This window comes from Jannaschia marina (assembly GCF_013404595.1).
In the GTDB taxonomy this organism is placed as follows: Bacteria; Pseudomonadota; Alphaproteobacteria; order Rhodobacterales; family Rhodobacteraceae; genus Jannaschia; species Jannaschia marina.
The window spans coordinates 24,019-44,359 of record NZ_JABVAX010000009.1 but is presented as its reverse complement, the minus strand read 5'-3'; the positions used below and the strand labels follow the sequence as shown (position 1 = coordinate 44,359).

Below are 20,341 nucleotides of genomic sequence, written 5' to 3'. Positions count from 1 at the left end.
GGTGTCCTATGTCTTCTTGGGCCCGGCACCCTCGGGTGCCTCGCCGAGGGCGCGCAGCCCCTCGACCAGTCGGGCCATTTTCATCGAAAGCGATCCCTTCACCAGCACAGCGTCGCCGGGCTCGACCAGGTGGCGCAGCCCCGGCGCGAAGGCCGCGCTGTCGGGGGCATGGGTGCCGCGCCGGTCAGCCGGCAGCGCGTCGTGAAGATGTCGCATCAGCGGGCCGACCGTATGCACGAGGTCGAGATCGCTCACCGCCGGGTGGTCGGCCAGCGCTGCGTGAAGCTCCGGCCCGGTTGGCCCCAGCTCCTTCATGTCGCCCAGGATTGCGACACGCCGCGCCCGCGCCGGCACGCCGGTCGCGGCCAGCAGGTCGAGCGCCGCCCCCACCGAGGCCGGGTTCGCATTGTAGGCATCGTCGATCAGGTCGAGCGGCGGCGCATCCGGATGCAGCACGACGGCATGGCGCTGCCCCCGGCCCTCCGGCGGGGTCCAGTCGGCGAGACGCAGCGCCGCACGCGCGACATCGGCCCCCGCCGCATGGACAGCGGCCAGCACCGCGAGCGCGTTCAGGGCGAAATGCGCGCCCGGTGCGCCGATGCGGAACATCAGCTCTCCGAGCGGCGTCCCCGCGCGGCAGGTGGTGGCATCCGCTCCCGCATTCACCTCTACGAGCCGCCAGTCGCAACCTTCGGTCCGCCCGAAGGACACCGTGCCGCTCTCGGCCAGAATGTCCGACACTTCGAGATCCGCGTTCCAGATCGCCGCGCCGCCGGGCACCAGACCGGAGAAGATCGCGGCCTTCTCGCGCGCGATGCCGGGCAGGCCATCGGCGAAGGCTTCGAGGTGCACGGGCGCGACGGTGGTGACGGCCGCGACATGCGGCGCGGCCTGCGCCGCGAGCGGCGCGATCTCGCCCGGATGGTTCATCCCGATCTCGATCACCGCGAAGTCCGTGTCCCGCGGGATCGCGGCCAGCGTGAGCGGAACGCCCCAGTGGTTGTTGTAGCTCTTAATCGCAGCGTGGGTCCGGCCCTGCCCCTCGAGACAATGGCGCAGCATCTCCTTCGTGGAGGTCTTGCCGACACTGCCGGTGACCGCGATCACCTTGGCCCGCGTCCGCGTCCGGCCCGCGCGGCCGAGCGCCTCGAGCGCCAGCTGCACGTCGTCGACCAGAAGAAGCGGCGCATCCTCGCAGCTCTCCGGCACCCGGCTGACGAGCGCGGCGGCGGCCCCGGCGTCGAGGGCGGCGCGCACGAAATCATGCCCGTCGCGCGCGGCCTTCAGGGCCACGAACATCGCACCGGGGTCCATCGCGCGACTGTCGATGCCGAAACCGTCGACCGTCCAGTCGCCGCGCGCGGTGCCGCCCGTGGCCGCCGCCGCCGCCGCCGAAGTCCAGAGCGTCATGCGTCCCGCCCTTCGAGGGCCGCGACCGCGATCGACGCCTGCTCCACGTCGTCGAAGGGCAGGACCATATCACCCACGGTCTGTCCGCTCTCGTGGCCCTTACCCATGACCAGAAGCGCATCCCCAGGCTCCAGCATGGCCGTCCCCTTGAGGATCGCCTCCGCGCGGTCGCCGACCTCCGTCGCCTCCGGAGCGCCTGTCCTCACCGCCGCCCGGATCACCGCCGGATCCTCGGAGCGGGGGTTGTCGTCGGTGACGATGACGTGGTCCGCATCCGCCGCGGCCGCGGCCCCCATCAGGGGGCGTTTCGCCGTGTCGCGGTCGCCGCCCGCGCCGATGATCGCCACGATCCGCCCCATGACATGCGGGCGCAGCGCGCGCAGTGCCGTGGTGATCGCGTCGGGCGTATGCGCGTAGTCGACAAAGACCGCCGCACCGCCCGCCCGAGTCGCCGCCAGCTCCATCCGCCCGCGCACCCCGGCGAGCTTCGGCATCGCGGCGAAGGTGGCCTCGGCCTCCTCGCCCGCGCCGATGACAAGCCCCGCCGCCAGAAGCGCGTTCGCCGCCTGGAAGCCGCCGATGAGGTCGAGACGCACCGAGACCGCCCGGTCCTGCCACCGGAACAGCAGCTCCTGCCCCGTGGCGTCAAAACGCTGCCCGGTCAGGCGCAGCCGCGCCTCGGCCGCACGGCCCACCCCGATCACCTCCTGCCCCCGCCCCTCGCAGGCGGCGGCGAGGTCGGGCCCCGCCGGATCATCGAGGTTGATGACCGCCACGCCGTCGCCGGGCAGCAACCGGTCGAAGAGCCCGGCCTTGGCGGCCAGGTACGCCTCCATCGTGCCGTGGTAGTCGAGGTGATCCTGCGTGAGGTTCGTGAACCCCGCCGCGGCGAGGCGCACCGCCTCCAGCCGCCGCTGGTCCAGCCCGTGGGAGGAGGCCTCCATCGCCGCATGGGTCACGCCCGCCGACGCCATCTCCGCCAGCAGGCGATGGAGCGTGATCGGCTCGGGCGTCGTATGGGCCGAGGGCGCGTGGAAGGCCCCTTCCACACCGGTCGTTCCGATATTGACCCCGGCGAGGCCCATCGCCTCCCACAGCTGCCGCGTGAAGCTTGCCACGCTGGTCTTGCCGTTGGTGCCGGTGACCGCGACCATCACGTCGGGCTGAGCCCCCGCCATGAGCGCCGCGGCAAAGGCCAGGGCAGCGCGGGGGTCTTCGACCACGATCGACGGTGTAGCCTCGGGCAGGATCGCCGCGCCCGCCTTGTCGGTCAGCACCGCCACGGCCCCGCGCGCGACCGCATCGGCGGCGAAGCGCGCGCCGTGGGTCACCGCCCCCGGCAGCGCGGCAAAGAGATCGCCCGGGCGCACGGTACGGTTGTCGACCGAGAGGCCGGAGATTCGCAGGTCCGACGGCCCCGTCAGGCCAAGCTCGCTGAGTGTCTTCTGCATCTTCTTCCCCCGACCCCGATGCCCTACCGCGCCGCGCCGGTGCCGTCCATCACCGACGCCTATCGGCTTGCCGCGGCTTGTGTCAGATATGCACCGAAGCTGTCCGCCCTCGGGTCGAAATCGGGCCGAAGCCCCAGAAGCGGCGCGACCCGGCGCACGATCTCGGAGGCGACGGGTACGGCCGTCCAGCCCGCGGTCCGCCGCTCCTCGCCTGCCGCGAAGATCGACGGCTCGTCGAGTGAGACGACGATCACGTACTCCGGGTCCTGGGCGGGGAAGATACCGGCAAACGTCGTGATCGTCTTGTCATCGTAGTAGCCGCCCGTCGGGCTCGGCTTGTCCGCGGTCCCCGTCTTGCCGCCAACCTGGTAGCCCTCGACCTCCATCAGGGACGCCGTACCCCGCGTCACCACCTGCCGCAGCATGTGGCGTGCCTCCGCCGAGACGCGCGGGCTGACGACACGCGCCCCGGGCTCCACCGCGTCGTCGCGCGCGAGCAGCGTCGGCGTCACCCGGGTGCCGCCGTTCAGAAGCGAGGCATAGGCCGTGGCGAGGTGCAGCGGCGAGGCCGAGAGGCCGTGGCCGTAGCTGATGGTCATGGTCGAGATCTCAGGCCAGCGCGTGGGCACGATCGGCCGCGCGCCCGGAGCCTCGGTCAGCTCCACGGGCGTGGGTGCGAAGAAGCCGAGCGACTCGAGAAAGGCCTTCTGCCGGGCCGCCCCGATGTCGAGCGCCATCCGCGCCGTGCCCACGTTCGACGATTTCACGATCACATCCGTCACCGACAGGCGGGGCCCGTAGTCGTGGAAGTCGCGGATCCGGTGCCGCCCCTGCCGCATCGGCCCCTGCGTGTCGATCATCGTGCCCGCGTTGGTCAGCCCCAGTTCCAGCGATTGCGCGGCGGCAAAGATCTTGAAGGTCGAGCCCAGCTCGTAGACGCCCTGCACCGCGCGGTTGAAGAGCGGGCTGTCGCCCGGATCGCCTTCGGTCGCGGGGGCGGGCCGGTCGTTCGGGTCGAAGTCCGGGAGGGAGGCGAGCGAGACGATTTCGCCGGTCTTCGCGTCCATCAGGATCGCGGCGGCCCCCTTGGCGTTCATCAGGCCCATGCCCGACGCCAGCACCCGCTCGACCGCGGTCTGCACCGACAGATCGACCGACAGTCGCAGCGGCGCGCCCTCGCGCGCGGGGTCGCTCAGATAGTCGTTGAAGACCGCCTCGACGCCCGCGACACCTTTGATCTCGGCCGCGCGCACGTCCTGCGCGCCATAGCGCGCCCCGCCCAGCACGTGGGACGCGAGGGGCCCGTTGGGATAGACACGCATCTCCCGCTGCCCGAAGAGGAGGCCGGGCTCGCCCAGGTCGTGCACCGCCTGCTGCTGCTCGGGCGAGATATTGCCCTTGAGCCAGTAGAACTTGGAGCCCGAGGTGAAGCGCCGCGTCCAGGTGTCGACCTTCATGTCCGGGAAGATCCGTGCCAGCCCCTCGGCGGCAGCAACAGGATCGACCATCAGATGCGGCTGAGCGTAGAGCGCCGTCGCGGTGACATTGGTGGCGAGCACCCGCCCCTCGCGATCGGTGATGTCGGCCCGCGCCGAGACGATGCCGGCCCCCGCGAGCCCGCCGGTCCGCGGCTCCCGCGCCTCGGACGCGGAAATGGCCCCCATCTTGAGGCCGACGACGGCAAACCCGAAGACGAAACAGGCCGCGGTGAACTTCAGGCGCCGTTCGGCGCGCAGGCGCATCTTCTCGGGGTTCTCGCGCGGGGGGGCGACGGCGACGGGATCGCGGGGGCGCGGCACCCGGGGGGTGACCGGCTGGAACGGGTCGGTTGCGACGGGTTTCGGCTTGCGACGGAAGATCACGGCAGCTGCTCCCCGTCGTCGGCGAGCGTCGGCGGCGCGATGAGCCGCGGCGCGGCATCGGCCCCGTAGCGGTGGGTCATCACGATGACGTCGCCGATCTTCTCCTCCAGCGCCGCGCCTTCACCCCAGGCCATGACCGTCTGCGGCGGCTCCGGCGGGGCGGGCGGCGGATAGCCGACCTGATCGGCCAGCGCGAAATGATCGGGGGCGAGCGGAATGAGGCCGAGGCTCTCGAAGTTCATCTCCGCCAGCTCATGGAGCCTGTCGGGCCGGTTGAGATAGGCCCATTCGGTGCGGAGCATCGAAAGCTCCTGATGGCGCTGCCCGATCTCGCGCTCAAGCCGCGCAACGGCGCGCTCGGTCTGCCGGGTCTCGTAGCCTTCGCCATAGGCCCAGAAGGCGAGGCCGACGACGGCGGCGACGGAAAGGGCATAGAACAGGCTTCGCATCAGGATCCCCCGAGGGTGACGGCGGCCGGGAGGCCGAGGGTACGGCGATCGACGCGCCCGGCGGGCGCATCGGTGCGGCGGGCGACGCGCAACCGGGCGGAGCGGGCGCGCGGGTTGGCGGCGACCTCCTCTTCCGTCGGCGCGATGGCCTTGTGCGTGATCTCGAAGGCGGGCCTGCGCGCGGCACGTTCGGGCGCATAGCGGCTACCGCCCCCGCCCGCGTCGGCGCGGTCGGCGAGGAAGCGCTTCACCGCGCGATCCTCGACGGAATGGAAGGAGACGACCGCGAGCCAGCCACCGGGCTTCAGCACGCGCTCCGCCGCCTGCAGGCCCTCGGCCAACTCGCCGAACTCGTCGTTCACGGCGATGCGCAACGCCTGGAAGCTGCGGGTCGCGGGATGGCTCTGCCCGGGTTTCGGACGGGGAAGGTTCGCGGCGACGACCTCGGCCAGATCCAGCGTCGTGGCGAAAGGGGCCTCTTCGCGCCGCTTGACGATGGATTTCGCGATCCGCCGCGCCGCCCGCTCCTCGCCGTAGCGGTGCAGGATGTCAGCCAGATCCCCCTCGCCGAGCCCGTTCACGAGATCCGCCGCCGTCGGCCCGGCATCCCCCATACGCATGTCGAGCGGCCCGTCCCGCAGGAAGGAGAACCCGCGATCCGCGCGGTCGAGCTGCATCGAGCTCACCCCGAGATCCAGCACGACGCCATCCACGGCCTCGCCGACCTCATCCATCTCCGAGAACACACCCTGCACAAGTGTCACCCGCTCGTCTGCCCAATCGGCCGCCATCTGGTGAGCCAGCGGATCGCGGTCGAGACCGATCACCCGGTCCGCGCCCGCCTCCAGCAGCCCCCGGGTGTACCCCCCGGCGCCCATGGTGCCATCCAACCACACGCCCCCGACCGGGGCCACGCTTTCCAGAATCGCCCCCAGAAGAACCGGGATATGTGGCGCACCGGACTCACTTTCTGCGCGGACCATCGCTCATGCCTCCGGACGGCGCTTCTTCGGCAACAGGGAGGTGATCGGCCGACCCTCGGGCAATTCACCAAGGACCTGACCCAGACGGCTCGTCGCCTCCTGTGGGGCGGCGGGCGAATAGATGCGGAAGGTCTTGCCCTTGCCGGCGAAGACCGCCTCCGACGCGATGCCGATCCGCTCGCGCAGGTCGGCCTTCAGGATGAGGCGGCCGCTGTCGTCGATGCCGATCGTCTCGGCCTGCGAATAGAAATAGTCCTCGAGTGCCTCGCGGTGCGGGTCGCCCTCGTCCATCTCGTCGATCATGTCGCTGATCTCGGTCACGGCCTCGACCGAATAGGCGGTGTAATACGGCACGCGCGCATCCCCGAAACAGAGGACGAGGCGCGGGTTCACGCCAGCTTCGCGCCCCGGGTCGCAGGCGTCGAGCACGCGACGGAAATCGGCCGGGATCGAAACCCGGCCTTTCGCGTCCACCCGGTGGGTGCTGGTGCCCCGGAAGCGATGCTCCAACCCGTCTGCCCTTCTGCGGCGCGGCGCGCCGCGCGATGCCTGCCCCCAAACGGAAACGGGCGGATCGGGTGTCTGCCAAAACCCGATCCGCCCTGTGCTCCCGTACTGCGCCTGGCGCAAATCGGGCGTCTTCGGCGCGCGGTCACTGGGGGGTTCGTTCGCTGCGCGCTTCAGATCTTCTGTCGTCCAGAGACGATGTGGGGGGTGCCTGTTTTCGACCTGCCTCTTGTTTTTCTAGGGGTCTGAGGTCTGCGCCTCTTTCCTCCCCGCTCTCTGTGAAACCGTTGATGCCATGGCCGACCCGAGTCGGGAAGCCCTTTTATGCCACTTGATGCCACTTTTGTTATCCACAGGCTGTGATTAAGCCTGTGGAAGACTCACTAGACCACAATATGTTGTGTTTTAGAAAAAAATAAACGGAATTTCTTGTCTTTAATCTATTTCAGTCGCGGTAACACGCCTCCCTGCGCTGCGTTGCAGTTTTCGCACAGGGAAGGAGGAACTCGCCTATAGGCAGAACAAAGCCACCGTCGTACGGTAGTAGCTATCAAACTGAATATAATAGATTATCTATACGCACGCGCGTCAAACGGCCGGAATCGGCCGACAGGTGCCTAGAACATGCGCCGGAGTCGCGGGGGCATCGATTCCCATCGCGCTCCGTCGGCGGCATGAAAGCCCGTACCGGACCGCCGATCTCAGCCGACGGCCTCGGCGACCGCGCGCGCAAGGGCCGCAAAGGCCTCCGTCATCGGCCCCTCGCCAAGGGCAACCGGCCGCCCGGCGTCACCCGCTTCCCGCGTCTCGAGGTCGAGCGGCAGCGCACCGAGGAACGGCAGGCCGAGCCGCCGCGCTTCCCCCTCGACCCCGCCATGGCCGAAGATATGCGCCCTGTGACCACATTCGGGGCAATGGAACATCGACATGTTCTCGACAAGGCCGAGGACCGGCGTCTTGAGCGTGGCGAACATGTCGAGCGCCTTGCGCGCGTCCAGCAGCGCCACGTCCTGCGGCGTGGAGACCACGACCGCCCCATCGACCACCGCCTTGGTGCAGAGCGTGAGCTGCACGTCGCCCGTGCCCGGCGGAAGATCGACGATCAGAGCGTCGAGCGCGCCATCGTGGTAGTCCCATTGGACCTGACCCATCATCTGCTGCAGCGCGCCCATCAGCATCGGCCCGCGCCAGACAACGGCCTTGTCCTCGGCCAGCATCAGCCCGATCGACATCAGCGTGACGCCGTGAGCCCGAAGCGGAATGATCGACTTGCCGTCGGGCGAGGCCGGGCGCGCGCTTGCGCCCATCATCCGCGGCTGGCTCGGCCCGTGGATATCGCCGTCGAGCAGCCCGACCTTCCAGCCCTGCCGCATGAGCGCGACAGCGAGGTTCGCACTCACCGTGGACTTGCCGACGCCGCCCTTGCCCGAGGCGACGGCGATCACCCGCTTGACGCCCGGAATGCGCATCGGCCCGTCCTGCGGCTTCGGATGCCCCCCGATCTTGAGCGACGGCGGTGCCTTCTCGGCCGTGGGTGCGGTCAGCACCGCCTGAACGCGGGCCACGCCGGGAACGGCGGCGACCGCCCGCTCGGCCGCGGCGCGCAGGGGCTCGGAGACCTTCGCGATCTCGGCCGAGGGCACCTCGATCACGAACCGGACGGCGTCCTTCTCGACCACGAGCGCGCGGACCATGTCGGCCGAGACCAGCGTGCCGCCGCCCGGCACCTCGATGGCGGAGAGGGCACGGGTCACGGCGTCGCGGGTCGGGGTCATCTCGGGGTCCTTTCCTGTCTCCCCGCTAGGTGGCCGTCCGGCGCGGCGATGACAAGGCCAGGAGACACGCGGCCGCACCGCCAGCGACACCGGCCCAGGTCAGCACCGGCATCAGCCCGAAGCCCTGCGCGAACCAGCCGAGTCCGCCCGAGCCGAGGGCGACCGCGCCGATGCCGACGACGACCCAGAGCGACATGACCCGCCCGCGCAGCGCGTCGGGCAGATCCTCCTGCACCGCCGCCTGCAGGCTCACGCCGCAGAAGGTCGAGGCGAAGCCCGCAAGGGCCGTCCAGCCGAGCGCCGCAGCCCAGCTCGCCGAGAGGCCGAGCGCGGTGAGCCCGAGGACGCCCAGAACCAGCGTCGCCCGCGTCCCGCGCGAGATGCCGCCCTGTCCCACGCCGGCGGTCTTGGCAAGCGCCGCGACGAGGGCCCCTCCGCCCGCCGCCGCCGTCAGAAGGCCCAGCCCCTCGGCCCCGCGGCCGTGCACGCCCTCGGCCATCACCGGCAGAAGCTCGAGGTAGCCCCGCACGAAGACGGCGATCGCGAAGGTCAGCAGGAGCGCCTGGCGCGCCACCGGCGCACGGGCGAGATAGGACAGCGCCTCGCCCAGCCCGCCGAGCACCGTCGTCGGCGGGCGGGCCCCGAGGTCGCGCGGGTGCATCCAGCGCACCGCGACGAGCATCGGCAGGTAGAGCGCCGCCGAGAGCCAGAGCGTGACGACCGGCCCGAAGGCCGCGATGGCGACACCGGTGAGCAGCGGCCCGATCATGCGGCCGAGATTGAAGTTGAGCGCCGAGAGCGCGACGACGTTCGGTACATCCGCCCGCGGGACGAGACGCGGTCCGAGCGACATGCGCACCGGATGATGCGCCGCGGTGATGAGCCCGATACCGAGGGCGATGAGCGCAAGGCCCCACGGCCCAAGCCCCGGCCCACCGGCCAGCAGCGCGGCCAGCACGAGGAGCGCGCACATCGAACCCGAGGTCAGCCGAAGCGCCTGGCGGATGTCGGCCCTGTCCACGAGAACACCGAAGACCGGACCCGCGGCGATCGCGGGCGCAAGGCCGAGCGCGGCGACGAAGCCCACGAAAGCGGCCGACCCCGTCACGTCCCAGGCCAGCCAGCCGATGGTCACGCGCTGCGCCCAGAGCGCCTGCACGAGCGGAATCGCGGCGAGAAAGTAGGCGCGGAAGCCCTGGTGTGACAATGCGCTCATGTGGCCCTCGCCCGACCGCCGACCGGCATCGGGTTACCGAAAGGCGAGTGCCGCGACACGGCACTCCCGCCATGCAAATGCTGCATAGCGGCATTGATCGAACTGTGGATTGTGCAAGCGCGGCATCGGGTCCATTTCAATCTCAACGAAACGACGCGCTGCCCGGCAATGGGGTCGGAGCGCAGACGAGGCAAGACATGCCTCAGACAAGAGGAAAGCATCATGGCTTACACCACCTACGGCAATTCGGCCGCCGCCTCCATCTCCCTCCGCGACCGGATCGCGGCCCGCATCGAAACCGCCCGTGCGGACTACGCCAAGTGGCGCGTCTACCGCCGCACGATCAACGAACTCTCGGCGCTGTCGAACCGTGACCTGGCCGATCTCGGCCTCTCGCGCTCGATGATCCACGGCGTCGCGCTCGAAGCCGCCTACGGCGTCTGATCAGGAACACCCTTGCCGCTTCCTCCTCCCTTTGCGGCAAGGGAACATGCGACGGCGATCTCCTCCTCCCTTGATCCGTCGTCGCAGCTTTTCCGGCCCCTCCTCCCTTGGGCCGGAGCGGTCCGAACCCCTCTCCTCCCTTGGGGGACGGACCTTGCGAAGGAACCGGTGGTGCCCTCCTCCCTTTGGGCATCACCGGAGCCTTCCACGAAACGACATGGAACCGATCGCGTACCGCGTGTGTTCGATGACAGAATTCGACGACGCCTCCCTCCTCCCTTGAGGTTTCGTCGAAGTGGCGCGGTCCCTCCTCCCTTGGACCACGCCCCATGCAAGAAGCCGCGGTGTCCCTCCTCCCTTGGGCATCGCGGCTTTTTCGTTCCTTGCGCAAGCTGCTGCACGAAAAGCGAATTCCGGACCTGAGACGGCAGTATCGGCCTGTCGGCCAACAGATGCCCAAATGCATCACTGCGTCGGCATATTGCCGCCGACCCGAAAGTTCGGACGCCGAGCCCTTTTCCAGAAGCCGCGGTGATGCATAGTTTTATTTGTATTTGATGAATACCGCCCCATCCTTAAAATACATTTGAATCCGATGCGGAGGTTTTCCCATGCCGCTCACTTGGAACGCGATCCTTCTGGGCAGCGGACCCGACCTCGATACCGATGAATCCACCCTGGCGACCGAACGCTCGTTCGCCGGGGCAACGGCCGGCAGCGCTGCGGATCCGCTGGCCGACGGCGACGGCTTTCACCAATTTACGGTAAACGACACCGACGGCGACAACATCTGGGACCGGGACAACACCCCGGCACAGGCGGAGACGGCGACGATCCGGCCGCCGGGCGGCGGCCCGACGGAGACGTCGCAACTCGATTCCGCCGTCGTCTATAATGCGACGATCACCTACACCGACGGCACCACGGCCACGATCACGGCCGTCACGTTCCAGCTGCCCGACGGGCGCGTCTTCCTCGCGCCCGAGATCAGCGCGAATGCCGACAACACCGCCCTGAACGCGCAGCCCCTGCAGTCGATCCGGCTCGACAGCGTTGCGAACAACAACACGAACCTCACCGCCGACCGACAGCCAGGCAACTTCGTTCCGTGCTTCGCCGCGGGTACGCTGATCCGAACGATGGCGGGCGACGTCCCGGTCGAGACACTGGCAGCCGGGGATTTCGTGACGACCTACGACCACGGTGCGCAGCCCCTGCGGTGGGTGGGACAGACGACGGTTCCGGCGACAGGACGCTTCGCCCCGGTGCGGTTCGCGGCCGGCGCGCTCGGCACGACGCGCGATCTGACTGTATCGCCCCAGCACCGCATCCTTATCACCGGCTGGCGCGCGGAGCTTCTCTTCGGCGGCCCCGAAGTTCTGGCACCGGCGGTGGGTCTGGTGAATGACACGGATATACAGCGCGTGTCGGGGGGCGAGGTGACCTATGTGCATCTGATGTTCGACCACCACGAGATCGTCTACTCGAACGACATCCCGACCGAGAGTTTCCGGCCCGACAGCTATAGCCTCGGAGCCGTCGACACGGCGACGCGGGAAGAGATCTTCGCGCTCTTCCCCGAGCTGGCGCTGCCCGAGCCGCAGTTCCAGCGTCCGGCGCGGGCCCTGCTGACTGTGCGCGAGGCCAGGACAATGGAGGCGATGCTTTAGGCCGGCCCGAGGTAACCGCCGCCCGCGAAAGATGGTCGGGCCGGGCACGACCATGACGGTTCACGGCACAGAGGGACGCAACGCCTCTACGATCGCGCTCTCACCGCACAAATCCTACCGCGATGGCACGCCGATCGAGCACCTGCCTCAGAACGGCACCTCGCCCGCCTCGGCCGCCGGAACGAGGAAGCGTGCGACGATCTTCTTCGTGCCGGCCTTCTCGAAGGCCACTTCGAGCTTGTCGCCCTCGATCGCCTTTACTGCGCCGTAGCCGAACTTCTGATGGAAGACGCGCTCTCCCTCCGCAAAGGCCGAGACGGCGGTGGCGTCGATGGTCAGGTTCTTGGCTTCCACCGGCTGCATCATCGGACGACTGGACTTGGACTGCAGGCGTTTCCAGCCCGGCGAGTTGTAGACGTCTGCGCGGGCGGCCCGTTCCGGCATGTCCGACGTGACCCCGCCGCCCATGGCGCTGTGCTGTGCGGCAGCCATCCCGGTCGCGCCGAAGCCTCCGCCATAGAGCCCCGGGGGCGTCAGCACCTCGACATGATCGGCGGGCAACTCGTCGATGAAGCGCGACGGCAACGCCGACTGCCACTGGCCATAGACCCGGCGATTGGCGGCGAAAGAGATGGTGCAGACCTGCTCGGCCCGGGTGATCCCGACGTAGGCCAGCCGCCGCTCTTCCTCGAGCCCCTTCACCCCGCTCTCGTCCATGCTGCGCTGCGACGGGAAGAGGCCGTCCTCCCACCCCGGCAGGAAGACGACCGGGAACTCGAGGCCCTTCGCCCCGTGAAGCGTCATCAGCGTGATCTGCGGCTCCGCCTCTCCGGCCTGATCGTTGTCCATGATGAGCGAGATATGTTCGAGGAAGCCCTGCAGGTTCTCGAAGCCTTCGAGCGCCTTCACCAGTTCCTTGAGGTTTTCGAGCCGGCCCGGGGCCTCGGGCGTCTTCTCGTTCTGCCAGAAGGTCGTGTAACCCGACTCGTCGAGGATCTCCTCCGCGAGGTGGATATGATCGCGTCCGTCCAGCAGCTCGCCCCGCCAACGGTCGAAGCCGTCGCAAAGCTCCTTCAGCGCCGCACCGCCCTTGCCACCGATGGTCTTCGTGCGCACGCAGAGTTTCGCACCTTCCAGAAGCGATACGCCGTTCGAGCGGGCCATGCGTTGAATGGTCTGTTGCGCCTTCTCGCCCAGGCCGCGCTTCGGCGTGTTCACGATCCGCTCGAACGCAAGGTCGTCGTCGGGGCTGACGGTCACGCGGAAGTAGGCCATGGCGTCGCGGATCTCCATCCGCTCGTAGAAGCGCGGTCCACCGATCACGCGGTAGGGCAGGCCGATTGTCAGGAACCGGTCCTCGAAGGCACGCATCTGATGGGCGGCGCGCACGAGAATGGCCATGTCGTCGAGGCTTGCGGGGGCGAGTCCACGGGTTCCGCGCTGCATCGACTCCGCCTCTTCCCCGATCCAGCGCGCCTCCTCGTCGCCGTCCCAATGGCCGATCAGGCGGACCTTCTCGCCCTCCTCTGCCTCGGTCCAGAGCGTCTTGCCGAGGCGGCCCTTGTTCCCGGCGATGACGGCCGAGGCGGCGGCGAGGATATGCGGGGTGGAGCGGTAGTTCTGCTCAAGCCGGATGATCTCGGCCCCGTCGAAATCCTTCTCGAAACGCAGGATGTTGCCGACCTCGGCCCCGCGCCAGCCGTAGATCGACTGGTCGTCGTCGCCCACGCAGCAGATGTTGCGATGCCCGCCCGCCAGTAGCCGGAGCCAGAGGTACTGGGCGACGTTGGTGTCCTGGTACTCGTCGACGAGGATATAGCGGAACCAGCGACGATACTTGTCGAGCACGTCGTCATTCGCCTGGAAAATGCCGATGACATGCAGAAGGAGGTCGCCGAAATCGACCGCGTTCAGCGTCAGGAGCCGATCCTGGTACGCGCGGTAGAGCCCGACGCCCTTGCCGTCGAAGGCCTGCGCCTCTGATGCGGGCACGGTTTCGGGCGTCCAAGCACGGTTTTTCCAATGGTCGAGAATGCCGGCCAGCATCCGTGGCGGCCATTTCTTGTCGTCGATCCCGGCGGCGAGGATCAGCTGCTTCAGGAGGCGGATCTGATCGTCCGTATCGAGGATCGTGAAGTTTGACTTCAGGTGCAGATCGCGGGAACCGCCCTCGAGGAGCGGGTCGGTCACCGTGCGGCCGACAAGTTCGGCGTGCCGGCGCAGGAGCTTCACGCAGATCGAGTGGAAGGTGCCGAGCCAAGGCATTCCTTCGGCCACCTCGCCCATCATGGCACCGACGCGTTCGCGCATTTCCCGCGCCGCCTTGTTGGTGAAGGTGACGGCCAGGATTTCGTTCGGACGCGCCTTTCCCTGCGACATCAGATGCGCAATTCGGGCCGTCAGCGCCCGCGTCTTGCCGGTGCCCGCCCCGGCGAGCATCAGCACCGGACCATCGAGCGTGTGGACGGCCCGAAGCTGCGCGTCGTTCAGCCCCTCGAGGTAGGGCGCGGGCCGTGCGGCCATGGCGCGGGCCGACAGGCTCGCCGCTTCCATGGCGTCGGAATCGTCGAAATCCATCATGGGCCGAGACTACTGCGCGGAGGGCGAATTGGAAAGCGGGCGTTCCCCCTTCGTTCAGCGTCCCGCTCCGGTGTTCGCCCGGTCAGTCCTCGCAGGCGCTGTTGGTGGATTGGGTAGCGGGATCGAGGCCATTGCACCCGGGCTTGTGGCCGTCGGCGAGAAGCGGCGCGCTCGAGAGCAGTCCGGTGACGAGCGCAGCGATAAAGGTCTTGGGCAGGAACATCGGGCATCTCCTTGGGGATGGAAAGGAACGCGCCGCCGGGCGGCGCGGTTCCGTTCAGGCGGTGGCTCCGACCCGCAGGTTGGCGCGCAGATGCGCGGGGTTCGTCGTGCCGGGAATCGCGATGACGTTCGGCGCGAGGTCGAGAAGCCAGCGGAGCGCCTTGCGGGTGTCGAGCGTTGCCCCCTGTTTCATCGGGTTCGCACCGAGAGGGCCGTAGGGTAGGAAGGCGATGCCGAGGGCGCGGGTCTTTTCGACCATGGCAAGGTTGTCGCGGTCACCCATGTTGAGCCGGTTTTGCACCGCGGCGATCGGGGCCACATCCCGGGCCCGGTCCAACTCCTCCGCGGTCACGTTCGAGAGGCCGATATGCACGATGTGCCCCTTTTGCCGCGCGGCCTCGAGGGCTTCCACGCTGCGCTCCAACGGCACGGCGGGGTCGACCCAGTGCAACTGGAAGAGGTCGATGGTGTCGCGGCGCAGATTGCGGCGCGCGTCCTCGATCTGTGCCGTCAGACGCTCGGGCGAAGCGTCGCGCTTCATCTCGGAGGGGCCGAACTTGTCGATGCCGCCCTTGGTCGCGAGGAACACGTCATCCCGGTCGCCAAGCGCCTCGCCAAGGATGCGGTCCGCGTGCTCAGGGCCATAGGCGCGGGCGCTGTCGAAAAGCTGTACGCCATTGTCGGCCGCCTGTCTCAGGAGCGCGAGGCCCGCCTCCCAATCCGGGTAGGGACCGAAGTTGCCGGGTTGCCCGGTCAGGCGCATGACGCCCATGCCGAGACGGTTGATCGAGCGGCCGTCGGAAAATGTGAAGGTCTGCATGTCGTGTCTCCGATCTGAGGTTCGTTTCGCTGTGGGAGAAGGTGGCAGCTCGATCGCTTCAATGGTATTGGCATGATGTGTTCTACTGTTATGCGATTTCCGAATAGACATGCCCGACCGCCTCCTCGCCCTGACAACGTTCCTCCGCGTCGCGGAACGTGGCAGCCTGACCGCCGCGGCGGCCGATCTCGGCACGTCGCAGCCGTCGGTGACGCGGGCCGTCGCCGCGCTCGAGGCGGAACTCGGCACCCGCCTCTTTCACCGCACGACCCATGCCGTGACCCCAACCGAAGCGGGCCGGATGCTTCTGCCGAAGGCGCGGTCGCTCGTGGCCGGGTGGGACGACCTCTCGGACGCCCTGCGCGCCACCGACGACCTGCGCGGCCCCTTGCATGTCGTCGCACCCGTGGCGCTCGGTCAGACCGAACTGATCTCCGTTTTGACAGACTTTCGCACCGCGCATCCGGGCGTGTCGGTGAACTGGCAGCTGACGGATGCGGAAATCCGGCTGGCTGAAGTGGGGGCGGATCTCTGGATCCGTGTGGGCGCGGTGCCAGACGACCGATTGGTGCAGCGCCGGCTCGGGACAGTCAGGAGATCGGTGCTCGGTCACCCGGATTTCATGGGGCGGGAACTGAAGCATTGCCCGTGGATCACGCTCGGCCCCTACGAGGGGCGGCGGATCGAACTCGCCGAGGGATCCTTCGAGGTCGAGCCGGTCCTCAACACGAACTCGATCGCCGTCGTGTCCGAGGCCCTGCGCGCGGGACTGGGCGTGGCGATCGCGCCCGAATGGTACCTTCGGGACGATCTGGCCGAGGGTCGCCTTCGCCGGCTCGGAGGCACGGCCACCGCCCTTCCCGTACATCTGGCCCATGCCCCGGAAGGTCGGAGCCGCAGGCTGTCGGCCCTGATGGACGCGGTCGCGACGCATATGACCGCGCGTGTGCTCGACCAGGCCGGAGCCGATTGAAAAAGGGGCGGAGTCGCCCCCGCGACCCCGCCCCGTTAGCCCGGAACAAGGTGTGCCGGATCAGTCTTCCTCTTCGCCGTCGTCGCCGTCTTCTTCGAAGCGGGCGTATTCCTCGTCGTTCACGCCACCGTCGCCGTCGCGGTCGTAGCGGTTGAACTCGCCCGCGGCGAATTCTTCCTCGGACACGTCACCGCTGCCGTCGGTGTCGTAGTCGATGAAGCGCTTGCCGCCCTCGGCTTCACCGAACTCCGCGTCGTTGAGCATCGCGTCGCCGTCGGAATCGTAGTCCTCCATCTCGGCGAAGGCCGGCGTGACGGCGAGCAGCGTTGCGGCAAGGGTCGTGACGATCGTCTTCATGAATCTCTCTCCAGTGTTTGCAGATTGTGTATTTGAACGGATTCGAGCGGCATCGGTTCCGGGCCGGCGGGGACAGGGCTTCCCCGGCTACCCAGTGCCCCGCAGTTGCCGCGCCGCGGCGAAGTCGTTACGAAACCGTCATCGACAAGCCTGCCGGGGGATACACATGGCCGACTTCAAGAAAATCCTTATCGCCAACCGCGGGGAAATCGCCATCCGGGTGATGCGCGCCGCCAACGAGATGGGGAAGAAGACGGTCGCCGTCTACGCGGAGGAGGACAAGCTGGGTCTGCACCGCTTCAAGGCGGACGAGGCCTATCGCATCGGCGAGGGGCTCGGACCCGTCGCGGCCTATCTGTCGATCGAGGAGATCATCCGCGTGGCCAAGGCCAGCGGGGCCGATGCGATCCATCCCGGCTATGGCCTGCTCTCCGAGAACCCCGAGTTCGTCGACGCATGCACCGCGAACGGCATCACCTTCATCGGGCCGAAAGCCGAGACCATGCGCAAGCTCGGCGACAAGGCCAGTGCCCGCCAGGTGGCGATGGAGGCCGGCGTGCCCGTGGTGCCCGCCACGGATGTACTGGGCGACGACATGGACCTGATCCGCAAGCAGGCCGCCGAGGTGGGCTACCCGCTCATGCTCAAGGCCAGCTGGGGCGGCGGCGGCCGGGGAATGCGGCCCATCTTCTCCGAGGACGAACTGGAGGAGAAGGTGCTCGAAGGCCGGCGCGAGGCCGAGGCGGCCTTCGGTAATGGCGAGGGCTATCTCGAGAAGATGATCCAGCGCGCCCGCCACGTCGAGGTGCAGATCCTCGGCGACACCCACGGCAACACCTATCACCTCTACGAGCGCGACTGCTCCGTCCAGCGCCGGAACCAGAAGGTCGTGGAGCGCGCCCCGGCTCCCTACCTCTCCGGCACTCAGCGTGAGCAGCTCTGCGCGCTCGGCAAGAAGATCTGCGAGCATGTCGATTACGAATGCGCGGGCACGGTCGAGTTCCTGATGGATATGGACTCGGGCGAGTTCTACTTCATCGAGGTGAACCCCCGCGTGCAGGTCGAGCATACCGTCACCGAGGAGGTGACGGGCATCGACATCGTGCGCGCCCAGATCCTGATCGCGGAGGGCAAGTCCCTGACCGAAGCGACCGGCGTGGCGTCGCAATACGACGTCAAGCTCGACGGGCACGCGCTCCAGACGCGCGTGACGACCGAGGACCCGACCAATAACTTCATCCCGGACTACGGACGCATCACCACCTATCGCGCCGCCACCGGCATGGGCCTGCGCCTCGATGAGGGCACGGCCTATTCCGGCGCGGTCATCACCCGCTACTACGACAGCCTGCTGACCAAGGTGACCGCCTGGGCCCCGACGCCCGAAGCGGCGATCAAGCGGATGGACCGGGCCCTGCGGGAGTTCCGCATCCGGGGCGTCAGCACGAACATCGCCTTCGTGGAAAACCTGCTCAAGCATCCGACCTTCCTGTCGAACGAATACACGACGAAGTTCATCGACGAAACGACGGAGCTCTTCGACTTCAAGCCGCGCCGCGACCGCGCGACGAAGATCCTGACCTATATCGCCGACATCTCGGTCAACGGGCATCCCGAGACCGAGGGCCGGCCGCGCCCCGCGGACGACATCCGCGCGCCGAAGGCCCCCGCGCCCCTGCGCGAGGATGCGCCCGAGGGCACCAAGCAGATCCTCGACCGCGACGGACCCAAGGGACTTGCCGACTGGATGCTTTCGCGCGACCGGCTCCTGCTGACCGACACAACGATGCGCGATGGGCACCAGTCGCTTCTGGCGACGCGGATGCGATCCATCGACATGGTGCGCGCGGCCCCGGTCTATGCGACGAACCTGCCCGAGCTCTTCAGCGTCGAATGCTGGGGCGGTGCCACTTTCGACGTGGCCTATCGCTTCCTGCAGGAATGCCCCTGGCAGCGCCTGCGCGAGTTGCGCGCGGCCATGCCCAATATCTGCACGCAGATGCTCCTGCGCGCGTCGAACGGCGTGGGCTACACGAACTATCCCGACAACGTCGTCCAGAGCTTCGTGAAGCAGGCCGCAGCGACCGGCGTCGACATCTTCCGCGTCTTCGACAGCCTCAACTGGGTCGAGAACATGCGCGTCGCGATGGACGCGGTGATCGAGGCGGGGCGCATCTGCGAAGGTACGGTCTGCTATACTGGCGATATCCTCGACCCGGATCGCGCGAAGTACGACCTGAAGTACTACGTCGCCATGGCGAAGGAGCTGGAGGCCGCCGGGGCCCATGTCCTCGGCCTCAAGGACATGGCGGGCCTCCTGAAGCCTGCCGCCGCGCGCGTCCTCATCAAGGCACTGAAAAACGAGGTCGGCATCCCTGTCCACTTCCACACGCACGACACGGCAGGCATCGCCTGCGCGACGATCCTTGCCGCGACCGAAGCAGGCGTGGACGCGGCCGATGTCGCGATGGATGCATTCTCGGGCAACACGAGCCAGGCGACCTTCGGCACGATCCTCGCGGCCCTCAAGGGCGACGCGCGCGATCCGGGCCTCGATGCCACGGCGGTGCGCCACATGTCGGACTATTGGGAGGCCGTGCGAGCCCAGTACCTCGCCTTCGAGAGCGGCATGCAGGCCCCCTCCTCCGAGGTCTACCTGCACGAGATGCCCGGCGGTCAGTTCACCAATCTCAAGGCGCAGGCCCGTTCCATGGGTCTGGAGGAGCGCTGGCACGAAGTCGCGCAGATGTATTCCGACGTGAACCGGATGTTCGGCGACATCGTAAAGGTTACCCCGTCCTCCAAGGTCGTGGGTGACATGGCGCTGATGATGGTTGCGCAAGGCCTGACCGTCGATCAGGTCGAGGATCCGAAGACGGACGTGAGCTTCCCCGACTCGGTCGTCGACATGATGAAGGGCAACCTGGGCCAGCCCCCCGCCGGATGGCCCAAGGCGCTGCAGAAGAAGGCACTGAAGGGCGAAACGCCCCTGACCGACCGACCGGGCAAGCACCTGGAGCCCGTCGACCTGGAGAAGGTCCGTGCCGAGGTCGCCGCCAAGACCGGCGAGGAGATCGACGACGAGGATCTGAACGGCTACCTGATGTACCCGAAGGTCTTCACCGACTACGCGGAGCGCCACGCGACCTACGGCCCCGTGCGCGCCCTGACGACGCCGGTGTTCTTCTACGGGATGGAGCCCGGCGACGAGACCCACGCCGAGATCGACCCCGGCAAGACTCTCGAAATACGCATGGTCGCCCGCGGCGAAACCAACGAGGACGGCGAGGTCCGCGTCTTCTTCGAGCTGAACGGCCAGCCGCGCAACATTCGCGTGCCCGACCGGCGCGTCGCCGGCGCGACAGCCAAGCGACCGAAGGCCGAGCTGGGCAACGCCGATCATGTCGGCGCGCCGATGCCCGGCGTCGTGGCCAGCATCGCCGCGACCGTCGGGGCGACCGTCAAGAAGGGCGACCTGCTGCTGACGATCGAAGCGATGAAGATGGAGACGGGCCTCCATGCGGACCGGGACGCGACGGTCGCGGCCGTTCACGTGACCCCCGGCGCGCAGATAGACGCGAAGGATCTGTTGGTCGAGCTGTCCTGAGGCGATTTTAAGGGT

The 20,341-nt window shown here is 68.2% G+C and carries 16 protein-coding genes; 4 read left to right on the top strand and 12 right to left on the bottom strand.

Features of this window, described 5'->3' with window-relative positions:
* Positions 1-6: 6 nt before the first annotated feature.
* The 8 genes from HSX43_RS14395 to HSX43_RS14360 form a co-directional block, all read right to left on the bottom strand.
* Positions 7-1,410 carry a UDP-N-acetylmuramoyl-tripeptide--D-alanyl-D-alanine ligase gene (locus HSX43_RS14395; RefSeq protein WP_179380846.1) on the bottom strand — a complete coding sequence of 468 codons (1,404 nt, stop codon included), beginning with the start codon at positions 1,408-1,410 and terminating at the stop codon, positions 7-9.
* A complete protein-coding gene (locus tag HSX43_RS14390; protein ID WP_179380845.1) occupies positions 1,407-2,861 on the bottom strand; it encodes a UDP-N-acetylmuramoyl-L-alanyl-D-glutamate--2,6-diaminopimelate ligase in 1,455 nt (484 codons plus the stop codon). The genes HSX43_RS14395 and HSX43_RS14390 overlap by 4 nt, the downstream gene beginning before the upstream one ends.
* Before the next feature lie 59 nt (positions 2,862-2,920).
* Positions 2,921-4,660 carry a peptidoglycan D,D-transpeptidase FtsI family protein gene (locus tag HSX43_RS14385; protein WP_407929382.1) on the bottom strand — a complete coding sequence of 580 codons (1,740 nt, stop codon included), beginning with the start codon at positions 4,658-4,660 and terminating at the stop codon, positions 2,921-2,923.
* Between the two features lie 59 nt (positions 4,661-4,719).
* Positions 4,720-5,172: a cell division protein FtsL gene (gene ftsL / locus HSX43_RS14380; RefSeq protein ID WP_179380844.1), complete on the bottom strand. Its 453-nt coding sequence runs from the start codon at positions 5,170-5,172 to the stop codon at positions 4,720-4,722.
* The gene (gene rsmH, locus HSX43_RS14375) at positions 5,172-6,155 is read right to left on the bottom strand and encodes a 16S rRNA (cytosine(1402)-N(4))-methyltransferase RsmH (protein ID WP_179380843.1); all 984 of its coding nucleotides are present in this window, start codon (positions 6,153-6,155) and stop codon (positions 5,172-5,174) included. The genes ftsL and rsmH overlap by 1 nt, the downstream gene beginning before the upstream one ends.
* Before the next feature lie 3 nt (positions 6,156-6,158).
* Entirely contained in the window at positions 6,159-6,665 is a 507-nt protein-coding gene (locus HSX43_RS19475; protein ID WP_208454615.1) for a division/cell wall cluster transcriptional repressor MraZ, read from the bottom strand.
* Between the two features lie 698 nt (positions 6,666-7,363).
* Positions 7,364-8,437 (bottom strand): Mrp/NBP35 family ATP-binding protein, encoded by a 1,074-nt coding sequence (locus tag HSX43_RS14365; protein WP_179380842.1) that lies wholly within the window; start codon positions 8,435-8,437, stop codon positions 7,364-7,366.
* Between the two features lie 25 nt (positions 8,438-8,462).
* Positions 8,463-9,653, bottom strand: coding sequence for an MFS transporter (locus HSX43_RS14360; RefSeq protein ID WP_179380841.1), 1,191 nt, complete (start codon positions 9,651-9,653; stop codon positions 8,463-8,465).
* 222 nt (positions 9,654-9,875) lie between these two features.
* Between HSX43_RS14360 and HSX43_RS14355 the strand changes: the two genes are divergently transcribed.
* Both HSX43_RS14355 and HSX43_RS14350 read left to right on the top strand, forming a co-directional pair.
* The gene (locus HSX43_RS14355; RefSeq protein WP_179380840.1) at positions 9,876-10,097 is read left to right on the top strand and encodes a DUF1127 domain-containing protein; all 222 of its coding nucleotides are present in this window, start codon (positions 9,876-9,878) and stop codon (positions 10,095-10,097) included.
* Positions 10,098-10,708: 611 nt separating this feature from the next.
* The gene (locus tag HSX43_RS14350; RefSeq protein ID WP_179380839.1) at positions 10,709-11,767 is read left to right on the top strand and encodes a Hint domain-containing protein; all 1,059 of its coding nucleotides are present in this window, start codon (positions 10,709-10,711) and stop codon (positions 11,765-11,767) included.
* A gap of 147 nt (positions 11,768-11,914) precedes the next feature.
* Here the strand turns inward: HSX43_RS14350 and HSX43_RS14345 are convergent, their stop codons facing one another.
* The 3 genes from HSX43_RS14345 to HSX43_RS14335 form a co-directional block, all read right to left on the bottom strand.
* Complete coding sequence (locus HSX43_RS14345) at positions 11,915-14,347, bottom strand: ATP-dependent helicase (protein ID WP_179380838.1); 2,433 nt, start codon at positions 14,345-14,347, stop codon at positions 11,915-11,917.
* Between the two features lie 82 nt (positions 14,348-14,429).
* Positions 14,430-14,570, bottom strand: a complete 141-nt coding sequence (locus HSX43_RS14340; protein WP_179380837.1) for a hypothetical protein — start codon at positions 14,568-14,570, stop codon at positions 14,430-14,432.
* A gap of 54 nt (positions 14,571-14,624) precedes the next feature.
* Positions 14,625-15,389 carry an aldo/keto reductase gene (locus tag HSX43_RS14335; protein ID WP_179380836.1) on the bottom strand — a complete coding sequence of 255 codons (765 nt, stop codon included), beginning with the start codon at positions 15,387-15,389 and terminating at the stop codon, positions 14,625-14,627.
* Positions 15,390-15,498: 109 nt separating this feature from the next.
* Between HSX43_RS14335 and HSX43_RS14330 the strand changes: the two genes are divergently transcribed.
* On the top strand, positions 15,499-16,362 hold the full coding sequence (locus HSX43_RS14330) for a LysR family transcriptional regulator (protein WP_179380835.1): 864 nt from the start codon (positions 15,499-15,501) through the stop codon (positions 16,360-16,362).
* Between the two features lie 60 nt (positions 16,363-16,422).
* Here the strand turns inward: HSX43_RS14330 and HSX43_RS14325 are convergent, their stop codons facing one another.
* The gene (locus HSX43_RS14325) at positions 16,423-16,719 is read right to left on the bottom strand and encodes a hypothetical protein (protein WP_179380834.1); all 297 of its coding nucleotides are present in this window, start codon (positions 16,717-16,719) and stop codon (positions 16,423-16,425) included.
* A 166-nt stretch (positions 16,720-16,885) separates the two neighbouring features.
* Here HSX43_RS14325 and HSX43_RS14320 point away from each other — a divergent pair, with 166 nt between their 5' ends.
* Positions 16,886-20,326: a pyruvate carboxylase gene (locus HSX43_RS14320; protein WP_179380833.1), complete on the top strand. Its 3,441-nt coding sequence runs from the start codon at positions 16,886-16,888 to the stop codon at positions 20,324-20,326.
* The last annotated feature ends 15 nt before the right edge of the window (positions 20,327-20,341 follow it).

Coding starts and splice junctions, on each gene's coding strand:
- HSX43_RS14395 (WP_179380846.1), bottom strand. CDS start 1,410: ATGACGCTCTGGACTTCGGCGGCGGCGGCGGCGGCCACGGGCGGCACC.
- HSX43_RS14390 (WP_179380845.1), bottom strand. CDS start 2,861: ATGCAGAAGACACTCAGCGAGCTTGGCCTGACGGGGCCGTCGGACCTG.
- ftsL (WP_179380844.1), bottom strand. CDS start 5,172: ATGCGAAGCCTGTTCTATGCCCTTTCCGTCGCCGCCGTCGTCGGCCTC.
- rsmH (WP_179380843.1), bottom strand. CDS start 6,155: ATGGTCCGCGCAGAAAGTGAGTCCGGTGCGCCACATATCCCGGTTCTT.
- HSX43_RS14365 (WP_179380842.1), bottom strand. CDS start 8,437: ATGACCCCGACCCGCGACGCCGTGACCCGTGCCCTCTCCGCCATCGAG.
- HSX43_RS14360 (WP_179380841.1), bottom strand. CDS start 9,653: ATGAGCGCATTGTCACACCAGGGCTTCCGCGCCTACTTTCTCGCCGCG.
- HSX43_RS14355 (WP_179380840.1), top strand. CDS start 9,876: ATGGCTTACACCACCTACGGCAATTCGGCCGCCGCCTCCATCTCCCTC.
- HSX43_RS14350 (WP_179380839.1), top strand. CDS start 10,709: ATGCCGCTCACTTGGAACGCGATCCTTCTGGGCAGCGGACCCGACCTC.
- HSX43_RS14345 (WP_179380838.1), bottom strand. CDS start 14,347: ATGATGGATTTCGACGATTCCGACGCCATGGAAGCGGCGAGCCTGTCG.
- HSX43_RS14340 (WP_179380837.1), bottom strand. CDS start 14,570: ATGTTCCTGCCCAAGACCTTTATCGCTGCGCTCGTCACCGGACTGCTC.
- HSX43_RS14335 (WP_179380836.1), bottom strand. CDS start 15,389: ATGCAGACCTTCACATTTTCCGACGGCCGCTCGATCAACCGTCTCGGC.
- HSX43_RS14330 (WP_179380835.1), top strand. CDS start 15,499: ATGCCCGACCGCCTCCTCGCCCTGACAACGTTCCTCCGCGTCGCGGAA.
- HSX43_RS14325 (WP_179380834.1), bottom strand. CDS start 16,719: ATGAAGACGATCGTCACGACCCTTGCCGCAACGCTGCTCGCCGTCACG.
- HSX43_RS14320 (WP_179380833.1), top strand. CDS start 16,886: ATGGCCGACTTCAAGAAAATCCTTATCGCCAACCGCGGGGAAATCGCC.